The organism is Corynebacterium tuberculostearicum (assembly GCF_022347235.1).
Taxonomy (GTDB): domain Bacteria; phylum Actinomycetota; class Actinomycetes; order Mycobacteriales; family Mycobacteriaceae; genus Corynebacterium; species Corynebacterium tuberculostearicum_F.
Genome location: NZ_JAKRDX010000001.1, coordinates 180,262 through 201,693, shown reverse-complemented (window position 1 = coordinate 201,693; position 21,432 = coordinate 180,262). Strand labels below are relative to the sequence as shown.

Annotated in this window: 19 protein-coding genes and 1 tRNA gene; 8 read left to right on the top strand and 12 right to left on the bottom strand. The window is 61.3% G+C overall.

Annotated features, from left to right (window positions below; translation table 11 throughout):
- Window positions 1-7: 7 nt before the first annotated feature.
- The 3 genes from MHK09_RS00940 to MHK09_RS00930 are packed head-to-tail and all read right to left on the bottom strand — an operon-like array spanning window position 8 to window position 2,587.
- Complete coding sequence (locus MHK09_RS00940) at window positions 8-1,174, bottom strand: ABC transporter permease (protein ID WP_250412374.1); 1,167 nt, start codon at window positions 1,172-1,174, stop codon at window positions 8-10.
- 3 nt (window positions 1,175-1,177) lie between these two features.
- On the bottom strand, window positions 1,178-2,077 hold the full coding sequence (locus tag MHK09_RS00935) for an ABC transporter ATP-binding protein (RefSeq protein ID WP_179386357.1): 900 nt from the start codon (window positions 2,075-2,077) through the stop codon (window positions 1,178-1,180).
- 3 nt (window positions 2,078-2,080) lie between these two features.
- Window positions 2,081-2,587: a hypothetical protein gene (locus tag MHK09_RS00930; protein WP_250412372.1), complete on the bottom strand. Its 507-nt coding sequence runs from the start codon at window positions 2,585-2,587 to the stop codon at window positions 2,081-2,083.
- Between the two features lie 98 nt (window positions 2,588-2,685).
- Between MHK09_RS00930 and MHK09_RS00925 the strand changes: the two genes are divergently transcribed.
- Window positions 2,686-3,483 carry a MerR family transcriptional regulator gene (locus tag MHK09_RS00925; RefSeq protein WP_250412371.1) on the top strand — a complete coding sequence of 266 codons (798 nt, stop codon included), beginning with the start codon at window positions 2,686-2,688 and terminating at the stop codon, window positions 3,481-3,483.
- A 90-nt stretch (window positions 3,484-3,573) separates the two neighbouring features.
- Here the strand turns inward: MHK09_RS00925 and MHK09_RS00920 are convergent.
- From MHK09_RS00920 to MHK09_RS00900, 5 genes are all read right to left on the bottom strand, one after another.
- Window positions 3,574-3,647: transfer RNA gene (locus tag MHK09_RS00920), tRNA-Arg, on the bottom strand.
- A 53-nt stretch (window positions 3,648-3,700) separates the two neighbouring features.
- Entirely contained in the window at window positions 3,701-5,284 is a 1,584-nt protein-coding gene (locus MHK09_RS00915) for an alpha/beta fold hydrolase (protein WP_250412369.1), read from the bottom strand.
- A gap of 124 nt (window positions 5,285-5,408) precedes the next feature.
- Window positions 5,409-6,029, bottom strand: coding sequence for a LutC/YkgG family protein (locus MHK09_RS00910; protein WP_250412368.1), 621 nt, complete (start codon window positions 6,027-6,029; stop codon window positions 5,409-5,411).
- Complete coding sequence (locus MHK09_RS00905) at window positions 6,026-7,531, bottom strand: lactate utilization protein B (RefSeq protein WP_250409380.1); 1,506 nt, start codon at window positions 7,529-7,531, stop codon at window positions 6,026-6,028. The genes MHK09_RS00910 and MHK09_RS00905 overlap by 4 nt, the downstream gene beginning before the upstream one ends.
- A complete protein-coding gene (locus MHK09_RS00900; RefSeq protein WP_150851124.1) occupies window positions 7,531-8,316 on the bottom strand; it encodes a (Fe-S)-binding protein in 786 nt (261 codons plus the stop codon). Before MHK09_RS00900 ends, MHK09_RS00905 begins: the two co-directional genes overlap by 1 nt.
- A 212-nt stretch (window positions 8,317-8,528) precedes the next feature.
- Here MHK09_RS00900 and argS point away from each other — a divergent pair, with 212 nt between their 5' ends.
- The 4 genes from argS (at window position 8,529) to thrB (ending at window position 13,992) form a co-directional block, all read left to right on the top strand.
- On the top strand, window positions 8,529-10,181 hold the full coding sequence (argS, locus tag MHK09_RS00895) for an arginine--tRNA ligase (RefSeq protein ID WP_250412367.1): 1,653 nt from the start codon (window positions 8,529-8,531) through the stop codon (window positions 10,179-10,181).
- Complete coding sequence (gene lysA / locus MHK09_RS00890; RefSeq protein ID WP_200435177.1) at window positions 10,182-11,519, top strand: diaminopimelate decarboxylase; 1,338 nt, start codon at window positions 10,182-10,184, stop codon at window positions 11,517-11,519. It begins immediately after the preceding gene.
- Between the two features lie 174 nt (window positions 11,520-11,693).
- Entirely contained in the window at window positions 11,694-13,037 is a 1,344-nt protein-coding gene (locus MHK09_RS00885; protein WP_250412366.1) for a homoserine dehydrogenase, read from the top strand.
- Between the two features lie 25 nt (window positions 13,038-13,062).
- Window positions 13,063-13,992 (top strand): homoserine kinase, encoded by a 930-nt coding sequence (gene thrB / locus MHK09_RS00880; protein ID WP_179386365.1) that lies wholly within the window; start codon window positions 13,063-13,065, stop codon window positions 13,990-13,992.
- On the opposite strand, the gene MHK09_RS00875 is transcribed toward thrB, so the two are convergent.
- The 4 genes from MHK09_RS00875 to MHK09_RS00860 all read right to left on the bottom strand — a co-directional run bounded on the left by MHK09_RS00875 (window position 13,979) and on the right by MHK09_RS00860 (window position 17,605).
- On the bottom strand, window positions 13,979-14,638 hold the full coding sequence (locus MHK09_RS00875; protein ID WP_250412365.1) for a helix-turn-helix transcriptional regulator: 660 nt from the start codon (window positions 14,636-14,638) through the stop codon (window positions 13,979-13,981). The genes thrB and MHK09_RS00875 overlap by 14 nt on opposite strands.
- A gap of 38 nt (window positions 14,639-14,676) precedes the next feature.
- On the bottom strand, window positions 14,677-16,509 hold the full coding sequence (locus MHK09_RS00870) for an ATP-binding cassette domain-containing protein (protein WP_250412364.1): 1,833 nt from the start codon (window positions 16,507-16,509) through the stop codon (window positions 14,677-14,679).
- Between the two features lie 3 nt (window positions 16,510-16,512).
- Window positions 16,513-17,277 (bottom strand): molybdate ABC transporter substrate-binding protein, encoded by a 765-nt coding sequence (gene modA / locus MHK09_RS00865; RefSeq protein WP_250412362.1) that lies wholly within the window; start codon window positions 17,275-17,277, stop codon window positions 16,513-16,515.
- Window positions 17,278-17,344: 67 nt separating this feature from the next.
- A complete protein-coding gene (locus tag MHK09_RS00860; protein ID WP_150851104.1) occupies window positions 17,345-17,605 on the bottom strand; it encodes a DUF2249 domain-containing protein in 261 nt (86 codons plus the stop codon).
- A gap of 66 nt (window positions 17,606-17,671) precedes the next feature.
- Here MHK09_RS00860 and MHK09_RS00855 point away from each other — a divergent pair, with 66 nt between their 5' ends.
- From MHK09_RS00855 to MHK09_RS00845, 3 genes are read left to right on the top strand one after another with little or no spacing between them, the layout of a single operon-like run.
- Window positions 17,672-18,751, top strand: a complete 1,080-nt coding sequence (locus MHK09_RS00855; RefSeq protein ID WP_250412361.1) for a DUF8744 domain-containing protein — start codon at window positions 17,672-17,674, stop codon at window positions 18,749-18,751.
- Window positions 18,738-19,916: a beta-carotene 15,15'-monooxygenase gene (locus MHK09_RS00850; protein ID WP_250412360.1), complete on the top strand. Its 1,179-nt coding sequence runs from the start codon at window positions 18,738-18,740 to the stop codon at window positions 19,914-19,916. The genes MHK09_RS00855 and MHK09_RS00850 overlap by 14 nt, the downstream gene beginning before the upstream one ends.
- Window positions 19,917-21,284, top strand: coding sequence for a multicopper oxidase domain-containing protein (locus MHK09_RS00845; protein ID WP_250412359.1), 1,368 nt, complete (start codon window positions 19,917-19,919; stop codon window positions 21,282-21,284).
- Window positions 21,285-21,432 lie beyond the last annotated feature (148 nt).

Below are 21,432 nucleotides of genomic sequence, written 5' to 3'. Positions count from 1 at the left end.
TTATTTTTTACTTGCCCAGCGCCTGACGCCAGGTCATCTTCCTGCCATTATTCAAAATGGCGCGGCGGTAGATGCGGCCAACAATGACGATAATAAGTGCCGTGACCAAGGCCATGAGCAGGTAGCTTGCGGCAAGTCCCAGCCAGCTGAGGTTGCCCCCGGCCACCTGCATAGGGGCGACCAGCATGGATACCGGCGGCAGCCAGGTCATGACCTGCATCCATGTGGCATCTAGGTGCATCCAGCCGAACATCGGTACATACATGGTGGCAAAGACGAGGAACAGGATAGGTGCCTGCGTGGATTGGAGATCCTCGGTGCGCTGCACCATCGAGCCGGCTGCAGCGTAGAGGCTGCCAAAGAAGAGCAGGCCGAGAATCTCGCCAACAAGGAGGACGGCTACCAAGCCGTAGTCCAGCTCGATGTCACTAGCCAATCCAGTCGTAGCAAGAGAGATAGCACCGCCGCCCAAAATGAGCAGCGTGGCTAGGAATCCAACGATGGTATTGCCCAGAATCTTGCCGGCCAAAAAGTCCACCGGACGCACGGAAGACAAGATAATTTCCACCACTCGGGACGACTTTTCCTCCGTGACGCGGCCACCAATCAAGCCGGCGAAGGTCATGACGGAAAAGACGACCACCATTGCGCCAATGAGGACCGTGGCTACGCCGGCCATCTTATGTTCCGTGCCGTCCTCTTCTTCTAAGTTCACCTGATTGACCGTGGTCGAGGGGGTAGCCTTTTCTAACTCTTGTGGGTCAATATTGAGCGTATCCAGCGCAGTTGCTTGTGCTTGAGAAGCAACGATTTGGTTGACGGTGGTGGTCACGGACGCTGGGGCATCCCCTTTGCTCACGAGTTCCCAGCCGTCGTTCTCGGCCGGCACTAAGGCGGCATCGGCGTCTTCATTCTCTACCATCTGCTGGGCTTCTGCGCGGTCTTTCGCCGCGGTGGCATCGATGCCGGAATCATCAAAAGCAGACGCTTCCATCCCCACGACGGCTACGGAATCTGGTTCGTCATCGCCGCTGAAGAAATTGATAGCAATGGGTGCGATAATGGCGCCGAGGATGAGTAGCAGCATTGTGCCCACCACCATCTTCGACTTCAGCGCGACCGCCATCTCACGCTTGGCTACAACCCCGATGGTCTTCATTGCGGAATACTGCATGGCCTAGGCCTCCTCGTTCTGGTTGCTGGTGACGACGTCCTGGAAAAGCTCGGTCAGGTCTGGGATCTTGCGGCCGAAGGAATGAACCGGGCCTGCGGCGAGGGCTGCCTGCAGGATTGCCTGGTCATCGATGGTTTCATCGGCCTCGAGCACGACGGCGTCGGCAGTTTCTGCCACCAGCTCCGTGCCTTCCGGATACCAGCCGCGCGCTGGGGTAGCGACCTCAAAGCGGGGAGGGCCTTGGCTGCGCAGCTTATCGACGCCCCCTTCAGCCACCATATGCCCCTTCGTCACAATGCCCACGCGGTCACACAAGCGCTGCACCAGGTCCAACTGGTGCGAGGAGAAAATGACGGGCACGCCGCGATTGGCGCGCTCGCGCAGCATGTCTGACATGACGTTGACCGCAACCGGGTCCAGCCCGGAGAAAGGCTCGTCCAGAATCAGCATGTCGGGGTCGTGGATGAGGGAGGCCGCGAGCTGTACTCGTTGCTGATTGCCCAAGGAGAGGTCATCGAGCTTATCGTCCATGCGCTCGCCCAGACCTAACTGTTCTAGGAGCTCAGTGCCGGCGCGCTTGGCGGCGGGCTTATCCATGCCGTGCAGTGTACCGAGGAAGACCAGCTGGCTAAGCAGAGGCTCTTTGCCGTAGAGCCCGCGCTCTTCTGGCATATAACCAATGCGGCGGCGGTTATCGTCATTGATTGGGGCGTCATCGAAGTAGACCTCGCCAGAGTCTTTGGCCAGCACACCAAGTGCAATGCGCATGGTGGTGGATTTTCCGGCGCCGTTGGATCCGACGAAACCGAAGATTTCGCCGTCACCAACGCTAAAGGTCATATCCCGCAGGGCTTGAGTCTCCCCGAAGGACTTATTGAGGTGGTCAATGGTCAAGGTGGGCATGTGTTAGTCCTCCGAGTTCTGGTTGAAGGTCAGTGCGTAGCCGACAGCGGGCAACGTGGCAGAGATGAAGTAGCTAAAGAGCAGGTAGTAGCCAGCTCCAAGCAAATATTTGGTGCCAATAGTGCCGGTAATTCCTCCGCCTAGGAACCAATTGCCTACGAGAAGGGTGACAAGACCGCCGGCAAAAAGAAACGCGTTAGACAGCTGGAAAGCCTTCCGGCGCCACTGGTCGAGAACCCGGGCCTCGTACTCATCAAGAGAGGACAGCGGCTTGCGGTCTTTGGAATCAATGGACACCCGCAGAATGGTCCAGGGAATGCAAGAAAGCACCATTGCGATAGACATTCCTAACAGTGCCCAGTAAGAAGAAATCGCCAGGGCGACGATGAGGAAAATCGCGGATACAGCTACGCAGCCATACATTGACGCGATTAATCCCCGGGTGGGGCCGAGCCTGCGGAACCGTTCGGCGCGGATCGTTGTTGAAACAGGGGCGTCGTTTGCTGCCATACATTCAAGTGTTGCATAAACCCAACACTCTGGCAACAGTTTCTGCAAATTTTCTTTGGGGTTGACCCTGACGCGACGTTAGGCGCGACAATGTCACCATGGACGACATCGATGAAGTTCTTTATACCGTTGGCGAGGTAGCAGCGCTTTTCCGCATTACGGTGCGCTCCTTGCACCACTGGGAGGCACAAGGCTTGCTATCTCCCACGTGGCGCAGCTGGTCCAATTACCGGCTGTATACCGAGGAAGACTGCGCCCGCGTGCAGAAGATTCTGATCTACCGCGCTACCGGGATGAAATTGACCGATATTAAACAGCTGCTAGATGGCGATGCTTCCGATCTGGAGCATTTGCGGAGGCAAAGAGAAAGCCTGCTCGCGCAGCGAGACAGTCTTACAGACATGCTGGCAGCAATTGACACCTTGATGGAGGATGCAATGAATAACCGAAAGCTCACCACCGAAGAAATAGGACAGATTGTCGGCGATGCCAACTTCGCCGCGCATCAACAAGAAGCCGAAGAAGCCTATGGATCGAGCGAGGACTGGTCTATCTATCAGCAGCGCACGGCCGGTTGGTCGAAGGATGACTGGAGTGATGCTCAAACCGGCGTCGCTGAGGTGGAAAAGGAGCTGGCCCAAGCCGTAGCGGGCGGTGTGGCTGCGGGGTCGGAGGAGGCCCAGGGGCTCGTCGACAAGCACCGCGCAGCACTCAGTGCCTTCTTTCCCGTCACGCCGGCAAAGCACTTCTTAATCTCGCGCGGCTATGTGGCTGATGAACGCTTCCGTGCCCATTATGAGGCGCAGCAGGAGGGGTTGGCGCAGTGGCTGGCAGACGCGATTGAGCATGCGGCTAAGGCGCAAGGGGTGGATACCGACAAGCCGGAGTGGAAATAGAAGGCTCGTGTGCAGCTAAGGTAGACCTAGCTGACCAGAAAACAAGCAAACCGCTGACCACCAGAAAGTCCTGGTGGTCAGCGGTGAATGTGTCCCCGACAGGGATCGAACCTGCGACCTTCGGTACCGGAAACCGATGCTCTAATCCGCTGAGCTACGGAGACATCGCTGGGAGAATTCCCAACGATGTGATTTTAGCGCATGGGTTAGTGGGGGACTAAATCAACCCGGGGGCGTCGGTGGTAGTGACCTCACCGGTGCGCAGGTAGTGCACGCCGATGTCATCGACGACTTTATTCTTGGATGCGAAGTGGGCATGGCCAGGACCATGGACGGTGACCACTCGCGACTGCATCGGCTTGGAGAGGCTGGTGTGGTACTGATACGGCGTTTGTGGGTCGCCCGTAGCCTGAATCTGGAGGGGCTTGGTGGCCAGCTTGGAGCCGTCGAGAGGCGCCTGGCCCGTCACCGGGGCGCGGCCGCCACAACCCGCGCCGGAGCCGTAGAGGGAATTGATGAGCGTGAAGGGATCAAGACTGACGAAGTTGGTCCACAGGTAGCTTGGGTACAGCAGCGGATTGCCCGGCGCGGTGTTTTCATTGCAGACGATGAGGTTTTGCATATTCATCGCCTGAGCCACGGCTTCTTGCTCCTTGCGCAGTGCCTCCGGGTCGGGCTGCTCGGCATCCATGGGCTCGCTGCCATTCAAGTGCTTGGCAAAGGCATCCCACTGCGCAGGAACCGGAACAACGACGCGCGTCATCCCCAAGAGTGGGGAGGAAACCTGCACGGCATTGGGGTGCTGAATCTTCTGACCGAGGAACTCCGCCTGCACGCGCAGCGGGCCGGTGGCTGTCATGATGTCCGCGCCAGGCTGACCGGCAAACTCGAGCCCTGGCGGGAGGTCACCAATCTTGGCATTTGGGGGCAAGACCGTGGGGCGAACGCCGGCCTCGCGGGCTACCTTCTGTGACCACTTTTCATAGACCTGCAGTGGGGTAGTGCCAAGGTGGTACTTGGCGTCATTTTTGGCAATGAAACCGAAGAGGTCGTGCAGTCCCTTTTCATAGCCGCGCTGTTGCGAAGCAAAGATGCCATTCCACGCCAGCTTGGGGCTCATACCCGAATCCAGCAGGACCTTGCCGGTATGCTCCGGATACTTGGTGGCGTAGGCGGAGCCGAGGTAGGTGCCATAGGAGGTGCCGGCGATGTCAATCTTTTCCTCGCCCAAAGCACGGCGCACCATCTCCCAGTCCTGCAGGGTATTCGCGGTGGTCAGCGAATTGGTATAGCCCGGGGTATGCTTTTCGCAGGCATCGCGGGTGAGCTTTCCTACCTGGAGGCTGCCTTGGAGCGGATTACTGGTGGCCGTGGCATCGCACTTTACTGGCGTGGAGCCGGGCAGGCCACGCGGTTGCACACCAATGGTGTCCCACTCATCGCGCACGGCCTGTGGCCATGGAACAGCGGTATTGCCGGCCCAACCATAGGCATCGCCACTAGGGCCACCAGGGTTGGTAAACAACGCGCCGCGGCGGGCGCCTGGGTTGGCGGCGGGAACGCGCACGAAGCCGACGCTAATCGTGCCGGCTTGTGGGTTGTCGTAGTACGTAGGAACCTCGATGCGGCCGCATTCGGCGTTGTCGATGTCTACCTGTTCAGGGCAGTCTTCCCAGGAAATAGCGGGCTTGGTTTCCTGCGGTGCAGGTGCAGGCGCGGCTGTAGCAATCGGTGCAGTGATGCCAACGGTGAGAGCGGCAGCGCCGAGTGTGGCCGCAAGCTTAGAAGAAAAAGAAAGCATAGGTTAGGTCTCCAGAATAAAAATGATTGGTAGACCTAGCCTATGCTTTTTTGATGCCTTTGGCATCATATTCACAGTAGGTGGGTGCCCTCACCGGCCGAGGCAGGAGAGGGGCTACGCAGTACTACTTAACGATGACAACGATGAGGTCACGCGGGCCGTGCACGCCCTCGACACGAGTGAGCTCGATATCGGAGGTAGCGGATGGGCCAGAGATCCAGGTCGCTGGCTTCTCCGGGTTCATGCGGGAGATGACCTCGGGGATACCGTAGACGATCTCATTCTGGTGGACGATGCACAGGTGGCGGTCCGGAACCAGGGTCAGTGCGCGACGGCCGCAACGCTCGTCAGACTCGAGCACGATGGTGCCGGTCTGCGCGGAGGTGACGTGGGAATAAGTAACCACGGCGTCGGTCTCATTCAGGGTACGCGGATCGACAGACTTATCGTCCGGCTTGGCGTCGAAGCCTTCGAAAAGGGTGGCGTCCATGCCTTCGGCGTAACGAATGTCGTTGCACTCGCGCTCCTTGAGGATCGTGGCGATGGTCTGCTTGAGCTCGCCTTCCTCGGTGACGTGCACCTCGGCCTTGTAATCCTCGAGTCGGTCAATGAGCATATCGCGCAGCTCGTCCGCGTTCAGGGTGCCCTCGTGGTGGTAGTCGCGCGGGGCATCAACGTGGTCGGGGAGACCAGCCTGCTTCTGAGCGGAGCGGATGCGGCTTAGGATTTCCTGCTTTGCGTTCACTTTTTGGACTCCTCACGGGCCTCGGCAAGAAGTTCCTTGCCTTCTTCGGACTCGAACCACTGGCGGAAGGACTTCTTTGGCGGAACCGCGGTGTCGCGGCCCTCGGACCAACCGGACATAAACAGTGGCAGGGATTCGATGGTCTTGTTGGTGCCACCCAAGATGCGGCCCAAGGCGACCATGTGAGTTGCCTTGTTCCACAGCTTCGGGTTGCTCCACAGTAGCTGAATGGTCTTGAAGAGCTTCGGCTCGATTGGTGGGGTGGCGTGGGTGACCTTCTGGTGGCGGTTTTCCAAAATGACGTCGGAAAGCGGAATCTTCACCGGGCACACCTCGTCGCAGCGGCCGCACAGCGAGCACGCATAAGGCAGGCTGGCGGAAGGATCGTTGTGATCCTTCATGCCGGTCAGCTGCGGCGTCAGGGAGATGCCGATCGGGCCAGGGTAGACAGAGCCGTAGGCGTGGCCGCCGGCGCGCTCGTAGACTGGGCAAACATTCAGGCAAGCCGAGCAACGGATGCACTTGAGGGCCTGGTGGCCAATCGGGGAGGACAGGGCCGCGGTACGGCCGTTATCCAGCAGCACCAAGTGGAAGTTCTGGGGGCCATCGCCCTCAGTAACGCCGGACCACATGGAGGTGTACGGGTTCATACGCTCCGCGGTGGAAGAACGCGGCAGCAGCTGGAGGAAGACCTCCAGATCCTGGAAGGTAGGAACCAGCTTTTCGATGCCCATCACGGTAATGAGGGTCTCCGGCAGGGTGAGGCACATACGGCCATTGCCCTCGGACTCCACGATGTTGATGGTGCCGGTTTCTGCCACACCGAAGTTAGCGCCGGAGATGGCAACCTTGGCCTGCATGAACTGCTCGCGCAGGAACTGGCGGGATGCCTCGGCCAACTCTGCTGGATTAGCCTGCAGGGTGTCATCGGTATTCGGCATTTTGTTGACGAAGATATCGCGAATCTCCGCACGGTTGCGGTGGATAGCCGGAACCAGAATGTGGGACGGCTTATCCTCGCCCAGCTGCACGATAAGCTCTGCCAAGTCGGTCTCGCGAGCGTTGATGCCCGCGGCCTCCAGGTGCTCGTTCATGCCGATTTCCTGGGTGGCCATGGACTTAACCTTGACTACATCGGTCTCGCCGGTAGCGCGAATCAGACCCTCAATGATCTGGTTAGCTTCCTTAGCATCGCGTGCCCAGTGGACGACGCCGCCGCGAGCCTTGACCTGCTCTTCGAACTGCTCGAGCAGTTCTGGCATGCGGGCGGCAACGTCTTCTTTGATGGCGGAACCTGCAGCGCGCAGCTCCTGCCAATCGTCCAGCTCCTCTACAGCATTGGAGCGCTTCTCACGAATAGAGGTGGTGGCGTGCTGCAGGTTGTGGCGCTGGGTGGAGTTATTCAGGCCAACGTGTGCCAGGGGAACAAAGGCCTTGCTGCCGCGCAGGTTGCCGTAGCCTTCCGGCGCGCGCGGTGGGGTGGTATCGAGGAAAGAGGTCATTAGAGCATCGTCTCCTTGGAGTAGGCGGCGGAGGTAGGAGTCCATGGGTGCTCCTTGGTGGAAGCCAAAATCTCAGCCATGTGAACGGCGCGGACGCCGGAACGCTGGCGGCTCAGGGCGCCACCGATGTTCATCAGGCAGGAAGAGTCACCGCCGGTGACGAATTCTGCCTCGGTCTCCTTGATGTGGCGAGTCTTATCGGTGACCATGGCGCGGGATACCTCTGCGTTCTTGATGGCGAAGGTACCGCCGAAGCCACAGCATTCTTCCTTATTCGGAAGGGTGACCAGTTCGATGCCTTCGACTTCTTGCAGCAGCTGCATCGGGCGATCGCCCAGCTTCAGGAAGCGCAGGCCGTGGCAGGAAGAGTGGTAGGTCACGCGGTGCGGGAAGAATGCGCCCACGTTAGTAACGCCCTCGACGTCTACCAGGAATTCCGGCAGGTCCAGGGTCTTCTGGGTGGTCTTGCGAGCGCCGTCGACGTCGGCGGAGCTGCCGTAACGGTCGGCGATGCGCTCGTGCTGCTCACGAACGGCACCCACGCAGGAACCAGAGGCAGCAACAACGTAGTCAATGGAGGGATCTGCGAAGGCATCCGCATAGGAGCGGATCATACCCAGGGTTTCCTTCTGGTAACCGGTATTGATGTGCATCTGGCCGCAGCAGGTCTGCTCCTCCGGGAAGACCACTTCGTGGCCCAAGCGGGAGAGAACCAGTGCCGTTGCCTTTTGTACGTCCGGGAAAAGGGCGTCACCAATGCAAGTGGAAAATAGCGCAATGCGCATACGGTGCTCCTCGTTGATTCTTGACATGGGGGATAGACACAACCCTACTCCCTTTAAGCAGTACGTGCGTAATGCGTCCCTTTGTTGACCAGCAATTATTTCGCAATATCAATGTTGCAAAAAGTTGCTATCAAACGTTTGTCCTGCAAAGGGGAATATTCTGGCGCGGCCTTTTTCACACTTGACTTTTCAGTCCACTAGAATCGTGCGACATGACACCAGCTGATTTGGCCACATTGATTAAAGAAACTGCCGTTAAGGTCATGGAAAGCCATGAGCTTGATTCTTCCGTTTTGCCGGAAACGGTAACCGTAGAGCGCCCACGCAATCCTGAGCACGGCGATTACGCCACCAACGTGGCGTTGCAGGTGGCCAAGAAGGCCGGTGCGAATCCGCGCGAGCTGGGCGGCTGGTTGGCAGAGGCCTTGGCAGACAATGATGCTGTTGCAGAGGCCGACATTGCCGGCCCTGGTTTCATTAATATCCGCCTTGCTGCCGACGCCCAAGGCGAGATCGTCGCGCAGATCCTCCGCGCCGGCACGAAGTACGGCTCTAACGATTCCTTTGCGGGTAAGAAGGTTAACCTGGAGTTTGTCTCTGCTAACCCCACCGGCCCGATCCACCTCGGCGGCACCCGCTGGGCGGCCGTGGGCGATTCCCTGGGCCGTGTGCTGGAGGCGTCTGGCGCGGAGGTCACCCGTGAGTATTATTTCAATGATCATGGCGGCCAAATTGACCGTTTCTCCCGTTCCCTCGTGGCTGCCGCGAAGGGCGAGCCTACTCCGGAGGATGGCTACGGCGGAGCCTATATCCAGGACATCGCTAAGGCCGTGGTGGAAAAGAACCCATCCGCGCTAGAGGGCAGCGAGGAAGAGGTTCAAGAAGCTTTCCGCGCAGACGGCGTGGAGATGATGTTTGCGCAGATCAAGCAGTCCCTGCACGAGTTCGGCGTGGACTTTGATGTCTACTTCCACGAAAACTCCCTCTTCGAATCCGGCGCAGTCGATGCCGCGCTGGAAAAGCTCAAGGCCGAAGGCCATATGTACGAGGCTGAGAACGCATGGTGGCTCAAGTCCACCGATTATGGTGACTCCAAGGATCGCGTGGTGGTTAAGTCCGATGGCAATGCAGCTTATATCGCAGGTGACATTGCCTACGTGGCCGATAAGTTCGACCGCGGCCACGATTTGAATATCTACATGCTGGGTGCTGACCACCACGGCTACGTGCCGCGCTTGAAGGCTGCCGCAGCGGCCTTGGGGTACAACGCAGACGCCGTCGAGGTGCTCATCGGCCAGCTGGTTAACCTCATGCGTGATGGCAAGCCAGTGCGCATGTCTAAGCGTGCGGGCACGGTCATCACCATGGAGGATCTCGTGGCTGCCATCGGTGTGGACGCCTCCCGTTATTCCCTGGTGCGTTCCTCTGTGGACCAGAGCATCGATATTGACTTAGGCCTGTGGGAATCCCAGTCCTCCGATAACCCCGTCTACTACGTACAGTACGGCCACGCCCGCCTGTGCTCCATCGGCCGCAAGGCAGCCGAGCTGGGCATCGATTCGGACGGTGCAGACCTCTCCTTGCTTACCCATGATCGCGAGGGCGACCTCATCCGCACCTTGGGTGAGTTCCCGGCCGTGGTGGAGGAAGCCGCGCAGCTGCGCGAGCCGCACCGCATCGCCCGCTATGCCGAGGACCTTGCTGCGGTCTTCCACCGGTTCTATGACTCCTGCCAGGTCCTGCCCAAGGCGGGCGAGGACGAAGCTCCTATCCACGGCGCCCGCCTAGCGTTGGCACAAGCCTCCCGCGTGGTCTTGGCCAATGCCTTGACCATGGTGGGCGTAAGCACCCCGGAGAAGATGTAAGTGGCGGATTTCAATGAGCTGCCAGCCCACGTCTGGCCGCGCAATGCAAAGCGCGAGGAAGACGGCGTAGTAACCATTGCTGGTGTTCCGCTGCCGGATTTGGCGGAGGAATTCCAGACCCCACTTTATGTCTTCGATGAAGATGACTTCCGGTCCCGCTGCCAGGACATGGCCCGCGCGTTCGGTGGACCCGAGCACGTGCACTATGCCTCCAAGGCCTTCATCTCAAAGAAGATCGTGAACTGGGTCAATGAGGAAGGCCTGTGCTTGGATGCGGCCTCTCTCAATGAGCTCAAGATTGCCTTGGCCGCAGAATTCCCGGCCGAGCGCATCACCACGCACGGCAACAATAAGGATGAAGAGTACCTGCGTTTGTGCGTAGACGCCGGCGTGGGCCACGTGGTTATTGACAACGAGCTCGAGCTGGAAGAACTCAATCGCATTGCGGGAGAGGCCGGCAAGGTCCAGCCGGTCATGATTCGTGTCAAGCCGGGTGTTGATGCGCATACGCACGAATTCATCGCTACGGCGCATGAGGACCAAAAGTTCGGCATTTCGCTCGCCACGGGCGCGGCCTTTGCTGCGGCCAAGCGTTGCTTGGAGGCGGACAACCTGCACCTGAGCGGCCTGCACTGCCACGTGGGATCCCAGGTCTTTAATGCGGAGGGCTTCAAACTTGCCGCGGAGCGCGTCATGGGGCTGTACCGCCAGATATATACCGAGCTGGGTGTGACGTTGGAAGAGCTCGATCTGGGCGGCGGCTTTGGTATTCCCTACATGCCTTATGAGGAGGCGCTGGATATCGAGCGCGTGGCCGGCGATATGCTCGGCGCGGTCAAGCACACCGCAGAGGAGTTGGGCATTGAGGCGCCCTTCCTCTTGGTTGAGCCCGGTCGCTCCTTGGTTGCCGGCTCAGCGGTGACCGTCTACCGCGTGGGTACCGTCAAGTATGTCGAGACCGGCAAGTCGGATCTGCCGCTGCGTCGCTATATCTCCGTCGATGGTGGAATGTCGGACAATATCCGGCCAGCGCTCTACGGTTCGGCCTATGACGTGCGGGTGGTCAACCGCTTTAGCGATGGGGAAGAGGTGCCCTCCCGCGTGGTGGGCTTCCATTGCGAGTCTGGCGATATTCTCCTTGAAGACGGCGAGCTGCCCAATGATATCCAGCCGGGAGACTTGATCGCCTTTGCAGCGACTGGCGGCTACCAGTACATGATGTCCTCGCGCTATAACGGTGCGGTGCGCCCGGCGGTCGTCGCCACGCGCGTAGGCGAGACCAAGCCTATGCTGCGCCGAGAGACCATCGAGGATCTTCTTTCCCTCGAAGTGGACTAGCCTAGGCACTCGGTCCCCGTCACAAGACCTAATTTAATTCAGGCCCTGTGACGGGGGATTTTCTATTTATAGACCCATTTACGGCGAAAGTAGACAGCTTGTTCTGTATAGTGTCCTGTATCCGCAATTAGCGGGCACGACACCTTTACCCCAACCGCACAATGGAGACGGATTATGGCTGCATCTACTAGCGAGCTTCAGGCACACAAGCATTCCGGCAAGGGCGAGGGCGAGACCGTCGGTATCGCGCTGCTGGGCTTTGGCACTGTTGGTGCCGAGGTCTTCCGTCTGCTGGGAGAAAATGCTGATGCCTTTGCTCATCGCATCGGTGGTCCAGCCGAGATTCGCGGCATCGCCATCCACAATAAAAATAAGCTGCGCCCGGGCGTGCCCCAGGAGCTGTTGACCGATGACGCCAAGGCGCTCGTCGCGCGCGATGATATCGACCTCGTCGTGGAGGTTATCGGCGGTATCGACTTCCCGCGCGAGCTGGTGCTCGCAGCGCTCAATTCCGGAAAGTCCGTGGTGACCGCCAATAAGGCCCTGGTTGCTGCGCATGCAGACGAGCTCGCGGAGGCCGCCGACCGCGCCGGTGTAGATCTCTACTTCGAAGCTGCCGTAGCCGCCGCGATCCCGGTGGTAGGCATGCTGCGCCGCTCCCTGGCCGGCGATCAGGTAGAGCGCATCTCCGGCATCGTCAATGGCACCACCAACTTCATCTTGGACGCGATGGAGTCCACGGGCGCTTCCTATGATGAAGCGTTAGCGGAGGCTACCCGCTTGGGTTATGCCGAGGCCGATCCCACTGCGGATGTAGAGGGCCACGACGCCGCCTCCAAGGCCGCCATCATGGCGTCTTTGGGCTTCCACACTCGCGTGAAGTTCGAGGACGTCCACTGCGAGGGCATTACCAAGGTCACCGCCGCGGATATCGCCGCCGCTAATGATGCCGGCTATTCCATCAAGCTGCTGGCCATTTGCGAGCGCCTTCAGCGTGAGGATGGTTCCGAGGCGGTCAATGCCCGCGTGCACCCCACGTTGGTGCCCAAGGAGCACCCGTTGGCTTCCGTGAGCGAGTCCTATAATGCCATCTTCGTCGAGGCCGAGGCCGCAGGTTCCCTGATGTTCTACGGCAACGGCGCGGGCGGCAATCCTACGGCTTCTGCCGTGCTTGGCGACGTCGTCGGGGCAGCCCGCAATATCGTCCACGGCGGCCGTGCACCGGGCGAGAATACCTATGCCAACCTGCCTATCGCAGACTTTGGTGAGGTAGAAACCCGCTACCACATCGATATGGAAGTCCAAGACCGCACCGGTGTGCTGGCCGCCATCTCCGCCGTCTTTGCCGACAATAACGTTTCCCTGCGCACCGTGCGCCAGGAAGACGGCGCGGACACCGCCCGCCTCATCGTGGTCACCCACGCCGCGAAGGAGTCCACCTTGGATACCATCGTGGCTGCTTTGGGCGAGCTCGAAGAGGTCAAGGCCGTTCATTCCGTAATCCGCCTCGGCAGCTAGCCCCGGCCCCATAGACTGGATAGCTATGAGTATCGAAGTTGAAGTCGGCACTAAGGCAATCGTGACCGTTCCTGCCTCCACGGCGAACCTTGGCCCGGGTTATGACACCTTGGGCATGGCGTTGAGCCTGTATGACACCGTTGAGGTAGAGGTCACCACCTCGGGCCTTACGGTGGAAATTTTCGGCGAGGGCGCAGAAGACCTGCCGCGCGATGGCTCCCACTTGGTGGTCAAGGCGATTCGCTCCGCACTCTCGGCGGCCGACGCCACCGTGCCCGGCCTGCGCGTGGTCTCGCATAATAATATCCCGCAGTCGCGCGGCCTGGGCTCTTCCGCCTCCGCCGCGGTGGCGGGCGTGGCCGCCGGCAATGCGCTGGCGGGAAGCCCGCTGACCCAAGAGCAAGTGGTGCAGCTTTCCTCCGCCTTTGAGGGTCACCCCGATAATGCGGCCGCCTCCGTGCTGGGAGACGCCGTGGTGTCGTGGACCAATGTCCCCGTCGATGGCCATTCTTTGCCGGACTACCGCGCCGCGTCCATCAAGGTCCACGAAGATATCCGCGCCACCGCGCTCGTGCCGGATTTCCACGCCTCCACCCAGGCGGTGCGCCGCGTCCTGCCCTCGCACGTGACGCATTCGGATGCGGCGTTCAACGTCTCGCGCACCGCGGTCCAGGTGGCGGCATTGCAGAACTACCCGGATCTCCTGTGGGAGGGAACCCGCGATCGCTTGCACCAGCCGTACCGCGCGGATGTGCTTCCCGTGACCGCGGAGTGGGTCAACCGCCTGCGCAACCGCGGCTATGCGGCCTACCTATCCGGTGCCGGCCCCACCGTCATGGTGCTGCACACCGAGGATATTGAGGAGGGCATTCTTGCCGACGCCCGCGAGCAGAACCTCCGCGTCATCGACCTCACCGTGGCCGGCCCCGTCCGCGTGGAGCTTACGCAGGCTTAATTTTTAGCCGGCACACGTTGGGGTGCTGGCGCGGCACCAAAGTGATCGAGGTGTCATCATCGCTGGTTCCTTGCAGGAAGCCAGCGTGTACCGCACACAGGAACGGCGAAGGCTCAAGACCCGAAGAGACAAAGGGGCAAGCATGAAGCTCGATGTCGGTCGAGTCCGGCTTGGTGGCGGGGTCAAAGCCCATATCGCGCAGGGTGGCAAAGAGCGTATCGAGCGCGCCATCGGAGGCGTCGCCACTTGCGGCGCGCGCCCAGCGTCGCCCGATCTCGAGGGCCTTGGCCGAGGCGGCGTCATCGAGCTCTTCCTTATCCGCCAGCATCGTGGTCAGCACTTCCACCAAGGTGATGTATTCCTCTGCTACCGCTTTATTATCCGGTACGCGGGCCCGAAAGATGAGGGAAGGGCGCCCGCGGCCCTTACTCGGCGCGGACACCACGTTGACGGCCCCAGCGTTGACCAGTTCATCGATATGTCCGCGGGCGGTGTTGACGTGCATGCCTAGTTCCTCGGCGACGGTGCCGGCCTTGGCGCCTTCGGGGTGGCGCTGCACAGCGGTGAGCACCTCGCGCTGCTTGGGCGAGAGGTTGAGGGCCTCCGGAAAAAGTTCGGTGGTGGACCGGGGAAGTGAATCAGGCATGGTGGGAATCCGCCTTGGGGTCTGCGAAAACAGAAATCTTAGTTGGGGTGGACAAAAACGTTTGCTTTAGACACTGTTAAGGATACGACGTTACCCACCCCAACGTCTAAAGCGAACTCGCGGTCTACCGGTACGGTAGCCTCTTGGCCGCCTAGTTCAACGCGCAGCTGTGCCCCTGCGAGGCTGGTGGCCTCGACGGCTAAGACACGCGCTGCCCACTGATTGCAGGCCTCTGGCGCCGCGCCAATTGTGGCCGCCTGCGGGTCAAAGGTCACCGCCACCTTCTGTCCGGGCGCAAGAGATGCGTGGTCCGTCGTGGCCACAACGGAAATTTCGCCACACGCGACCTTGACGGTGGAGGCGCCGGTTTCGGTCACGGTTCCTTCGAGGCGATTGAGCCCCGCTAGCGCCGCAACGAAGCCCGTTGGCGGTGCCTCAAGCAGACGCGCGGTTGCGCCGTGGGCCCGCACCTGGCCGGATTCCATGACCAGCATGTCCTGCGCCAGGTGCGCGATATCGAGCGCGTCATGGGTAACAAGCAGCGTGGTACGGTCCGCGCGTGCCGCGTGCAAGAAGCGGCGCCACCGCTCGGCCGATTTCACGTCGACTGCGGCTAGGGGCTCGTCCACAATCAGGACGGCCGGCCGTGCGGCTAGCGCACGCACCAACGCCACGTGGGCGGCCTGGCCGCCGGACAGGGCAGGAACGGGGACGTCGGCAAGCTCGTGCAATCCCGCCGCCGCCAGGAGTTCCTGCGCACGGGTCTTATCGCGGGTGACCATGGCGACCGCCTGCACGGCCGTCGACCGCGGCGGCAATCCCGGCCGCTGGGTGAGCAAGACGACGTCGGCGCCCTCCGGGGAGATCTCCCCGCCGCTCAGGCGCCCGGCAATGCGCCCCATCAAGGTTGTTTTGCCGGAACCATTCGGGCCCACCACGGCCGTTATGGCGCGCGGGGAAAAATCCGTGCGCACCCCATCGACGGTCACGGACAGCGCCGGCGCATCAGTGGGCCGGGTAAGGGTGCGCAGCTTATCGACGTCCAATTCATGCAATCGCCTGGCCTGCGGCTGGTAGCTCCGCCGCCGCAGGGCAGGCAGGCCCGCCAGCGCCAGGCAGGCCAAGGCCAACCCGATAAGCAGCGCGGAGAGCACGTACGCGCCATCCGCATCGACCTCGCGCTCTAAATAGATGCCTAGCGGCATGGTGCGGGTGACCCCAGGCTGCGAGCCGGCAAAGGTCAGGGTCGTGCCGAATTCGCCCAGCGAGCGCGCGAAGGCCAACCCCGCACCCGTAGCCAAGGCCGGGGCGATGGACGGCAGGGTAATTTTGCCCAGGACCTCCCATCGGCCCAAGCCCACGCCGCGCGCAGAGGCGAGGATTTCCTGATCCAGCTGGCGCAATGCCGAATCGACCGCGACCACCACAAAGGGCAGCGCCACAAAGGTCTGCGCCATCACGACTCCGGGGAAGGCGAAGGCGAAGTGGATGCCGAGGGCGCCGAGAAGCGGGGCCAGGTACCCCTTGCGGCCAAAGGCTGCGGTAAGGGCCAAACCGCCCACCACCGGTGGCATGGCCAAGGGCAGGTAGACCAAGAGGCGCACTACGGCGCTGCCGCGGCCGAGCTGCTGCACCCACAGGGCCAGCCCCAAGCCAAGCACGAGCGCAAGGATCATGGATTGGAAAGCGGCTGCCACTGAGATGAGTAGCATGTCCCGGATCTCGTCGCGCGCGAGATAGTCGCCGATGCGCGCCCAGGGCACGCGCAGGCCAAGGGCGGCGACGGGGACGATGATGGTCGCTACCGCAATGAGGCCAATAAGACCGATAAGAAGAGGGGCTTTGGGGCGAATAGGCTGTGGGGCGGACATAGTCTACTCCGTCGGGGTGAAGCCGCGCTCGCGCCAGGTGGAAGCAAAGTCGCCGCTCAAGATATCAAGAATCGCGCGAGCCTGGTCGGGGTGGGATGCTTCTGCGGTAACGGCGCCCATAATCTGGTTAGTGAATTTCTCCGCGCCGGGAATGTCAATCACCTCGACATCGTCGCCGGCCGCGGCGGCGTCGGTGGAATAGACCCACCCAGCATCGGCCTCACCCGAGGCAACCTTGCCTAATACGTCTGCTACCTGGCGCTCCTGGGAGGAAGGATGGATGTCCAGGCGCTTAGCGTCGATGATTTGGGAGGAGATATCGCCACAGGGAACTTGGGGATCGCACAGCACGAAGTGGTGGGAGTGGGGCAGATCCTCCACGGAATGGATTCTCGCCGGGTTGCCTTTGGGCACAACCATGACCATGACATTGGTGGCAAGCACCTCGGGCGCGGCAACCGTGCCATCTTGCACCGCCTTATCCATGGTTTTCTTCGAAGCCGTGAGGAGAAGATCGGCCGGGGCGCCCTCGCGCAGCTTGCTCACCAGGTCGGAGGAGCCGCCATTTTCAAAGTTCAGATTTACCGGCGGCGCGAGCTGGCCGGCGCGCGAAGTGAGTTCGTCATTGATGACGCGGGTGGACGACGCCGCCAGGACATTGAGCGTGGCGGCATCCGCGTCCTGGGCGGAGGTCGTTGACGTTGGGGGAGCGCAGGATGTAAGGGCGAATGCGAGGGCGGCGAGGAGTGCGGCGGCGCGCTTCTTCATCTGCGGAGGGCTCCTTCTACAGCGGAGAGTGTGACCTATCCAGGATAGCCCTCCGCCCCGCGCGGGTTTAGCTCACGCGGGTGAACTTGATGTGGAAGTCGTTTTCTTCTTCCTTGAGGTAGTCCAGCTCAAAGCTCTCCTCGCGGGCCTCTACCTCCTTGAGCAGTGGAATTGGATTATGCGGGGCGATGAGGATCATGGACTCGCCTACGTTGAGGGTGCCCAGTGCGCCGTGGATGGCGCCGTGGCGAACGGCGTGCGGAATTTCGGAGGCATTCAGAGTTGGGATGGAGTGTGGCTTATTGGCATCGGAGATGGGCAGTTGCATAGCGAGTGGTCCTTTCTTAAGGGGTGCGAGTTTCGCTCTGTTAGCAATATTAGTACGATAAAACCCGTGCAAAATAATAGCGTGGCGCATCGCCTCATCTTCCTTGCCTTCGCAGGCCTATCGCTGCTGGTAGGCCTGGCTGCGGGCGCCACCCTATTGGGGTTGACCGCTACCCCTGGCGCGTCTTTCGCCGCCGACCACGGACCACTCATGGTCTTCGGTTTCGTGGGCGGAGCCATCGGCCTTGAGCGCACCGTTGCCGTGCGCACCTCCTGGGCATGGGCCGGGCCCGTGTTCCACGTCGCCGGCGTGCTGGGCATTCTCGCCGGCCTGCCGCGGGCGGTCCCGGCCGTGTGTTTTGCCGCGAGCTTCCTTGTCCTTGGTTTCATTTACGCCACCATCTATCGCCGTCAGGCGAGCCTCGCGATCCTGGTGCAGGCAGCCGGAGTTATCGGGGGAGTAGCAGCCGCCGCTCTGTGGGCCATGGGCCCGGGGTTCGCCGAGGCGATGCCGCTGTGCGTCCTCTATGCGGTGGCCACCATCATCGGCGAGCGCATGGAACTAGCGCGCGTCACCATGGCCGGAACCCGCGCCGAAAATTACCTCACCCTCTTGGTTCTGGGGTTTGCAGCGGCCAGCGTCATCTACGTGCTTTCCCCAGCGGTGGGCTATCGCGCCATGGGCCTGGTGCTCATTGCCATCGCAGCGGCCACCGCGCGGGTGGACGTGGCCAAGAATCTGGTGCGCTCTCACGGCCTGCCACGCTACTCGGCGGCGTGCATGTTGGCCGGCTACGGCTGGCTCGCCCTCGGCGGCTACCTCTGGCTGCTGTACGGGCAGTCCACCGGCTTTGCCTATGATGCCTCAGTGCACGCCATTTTCCTGGGCTTTGTCATGTCCATGATTTTCGCGCACGCTCCCATCATCGTCACCTCCGTTATTCGCCGCCGATTGCCGTACCACCCGGTGCTCTATGTGCCGGTGGCGCTCTTACATGGCGGCCTCGCACTGCGCATCCTTGCCGATTGTGCCGAGCACACCACTGCCCTCCGCACCGGCGGGGTGGTTACGATAATCGCAGTGTTAGTTTTTCTCGCCTGCGGCATCGCCCTGACCGGAAAGGAGGCGCGCCGTGCGCATTCATGACGTGTCCCTGGCCGCGCGCGGCCGCTGGCATACCCTGAGCGCCGCCGTTATTGGTTTGTGGATCCTCATTGGCCTCGGCCTACTCATCGCTGGCTCTTTGGGCGCTCCTGTGGTGTGGTGGGATATCATCCATCCCTTCACCATTGGCGCGCTGACCACGGCAATCATCGTCTTTTCCACTCATTTCACCGAGGCCTTGACCCGGACTGCGGGCGGGGACTATCGGGGCGTCGGCAGTCGCGTGGGCCTTGTGCAGCTCGGGCTTATCCTGCTGCTCATTGATAGGGCGGGGTATGACTGGGGCCCGCTTGCCGACGCCGCCTCTGCCCTCATCATCGCCGCCCTCACCTGGCACCTGTGGTTCATCGCGCGGCGCCTGCGCGGCTCATTGTCTGGTTCTTTTGCCGTGACCGTGCCCTTTTATATCGCGGCGTCCGTGTTCATGATTGTCTCCGTGGTGCTGGTCATCCTGAGCGGAAATGGGGTAGGCGAGTATTCCCTCCTTGTCGGCGCCCACTCGCGCGGCATGATCTGGGGCTTCGCGTGGCTTACCGTCATCGGCACGGTGGTCACGTTGCTCCCCACGCTATCGGCCACCGCGATTTCGCCCACCGCTCGCGCGCGGTGTACTCGCGCGCTCATCGTGCACTGTGTTGGCCTGGCCTTGGCGATGGCGCTGTACGCGGTGGGCCTTACCCGCGCCGCAGGCGTGGCCCAGCTGCTCGTGCTCCTGGCGGCGGTGCTCGTCATCCAGCCGGTGCTTGCCACCGTTATGGGGCGCTCGCCGCGGCTGACCACCGCCACCGTGGCCGTTATCGCCGGACTGCTGTGGATGTTGGCGCTGTGTGCCGGTGACGCCATTTCCGCAGCGGTGGGTGCCTACCCGCGCGCCATCACCCTGATATTGCTGCCAGGCTTCCTCGGTGCCGGCCTCTTGCAGTTGGTCACTGGTGTCCTTCACCACTTGCTGCCCATCCTTACCGGCGCACGCCCTGATACCACCGAGCGCACCGGCTACGCCCGCCTGCTGCTTATCAACCTGGGCGGACTGCTGACATTGCTAGGCGCTACCGTGGCCGGGCTTATCATGATGGGGATAGGCCTTGCCGCCAACGTTATCGCCGTCGGCCGAGCCATCTACCTTAAGAAAAGACTGGAGAACTAAATGCTGAGCGTTTCTTCCTCACAACCTGCGGACAAACCCGCGCCGAAGGATTCCTCCTGGGCCTCGTGGCTGCTCATCGGCATCGCGCTGGCAGCGGTCATCGCGCTCGCGGTGGTCAATTCCACCGGCAAGGGCACGGAGTCCGCGGCACCGGTATCCTCCGGCGAAACGCAGACCATCGACGTGGGCGTAGACGGCATGGCCTTTACCCCCTCGTCCATCGATATCGAGCCCGGCACCCACCTGGTGGTCAACTTCACCAACTCCGGCGACCAAGTCCACGACCTCAAGATTGGCGACGCCGAGACCGGCCGCGTTGACCCCGGCGAGACCGTCCAACTCGATGCCGGAGTCATCGACTCCTCCGTGGAAGGCTACTGCACCATCGCCGGCCACAAGATGCAGGGCATGACCTTCAAAGTCAACGTGGGAGACGGCGCCGCTGCAGGACATGACCATGCGGTGTCCTCAGCTAGCAACCCGCACGTCAACGTGCCAACCGCCGCCGAGCTCGGCGCACAGCGCGACGACTTTTCTGCCTTCGACGCCACCTTGCAGCCGGCCGCTGAGACGAAGACGCACAAAGAGACCTGGACGATGACCGAGGAAGTCGTGGAGGTTGCCCCCGGCATCAAGCAGATGCGCTGGCTCTTCAACGGCCAAGCCCCTGGGCCCACCCTGCGCGGCAAGGTAGGCGATAAGTTCGAAATCACCATCAAGAACGAGGGCTCCATGGCCCACTCCATTGACTTCCACGCCGGCGAGGTCAACCCAGATAAGACCATGAAATCCATCCAGCCGGGCGAGGAATTGACCTACAAGTTCACCGCGAACCGCTCCGGCATCTGGATGTATCATTGCTCCACGATGCCCATGTCCCTTCACATCGCCAACGGCATGGCTGGCAATGTCATCATCGATCCGCCGGACCTCAAGCCCGTGGACGCGGAGTACAACTTCATGGCCACCGACGTCTTCCTGGGCGCGGAATCCACCGGCGCCGACGCCCAGCGCGTTGCCGACGGCCGCTTCGACCTCATGGCCTTCAATTACTACCCGGGCCAGTATGACGCAGAGCCCATCAAGGCCAAGGTAGGCGATACCGTCCGTCTGTGGCTGACCAACCTAGGCCCCGACCAGCCGCTGAGCTTCCACGTTGTGGGCGAGCAATTCGATACCGCCTACAAGGAAGGCGCCTACCTCATCAGGAATGAGGACTCGACCGGCTCGCAAGCCCTGGACCTCCTCCCGGCGCAAGGCGGATTCGTCGAGATGACCTTCAACGAGCCCGGTACCTATTCCTTTGTCAATCACATCATGACTAACGCGGAGAAGGGCCAGCACGGCAAGTTCATCGTGACCGAGTAGCCCTCCAGCGGGACGGCCCCTCCCGCTCCTCCCGCCCTTCGCGCTCACCAGCGACCGTTCGTGGTCAATTTTCGTGCCCTCCGTGAGTGCAAAGGGCGGGTTTCTGTATTCGTCCACCCCTCGCGCTCACCGGGACGGTATTTTCGCG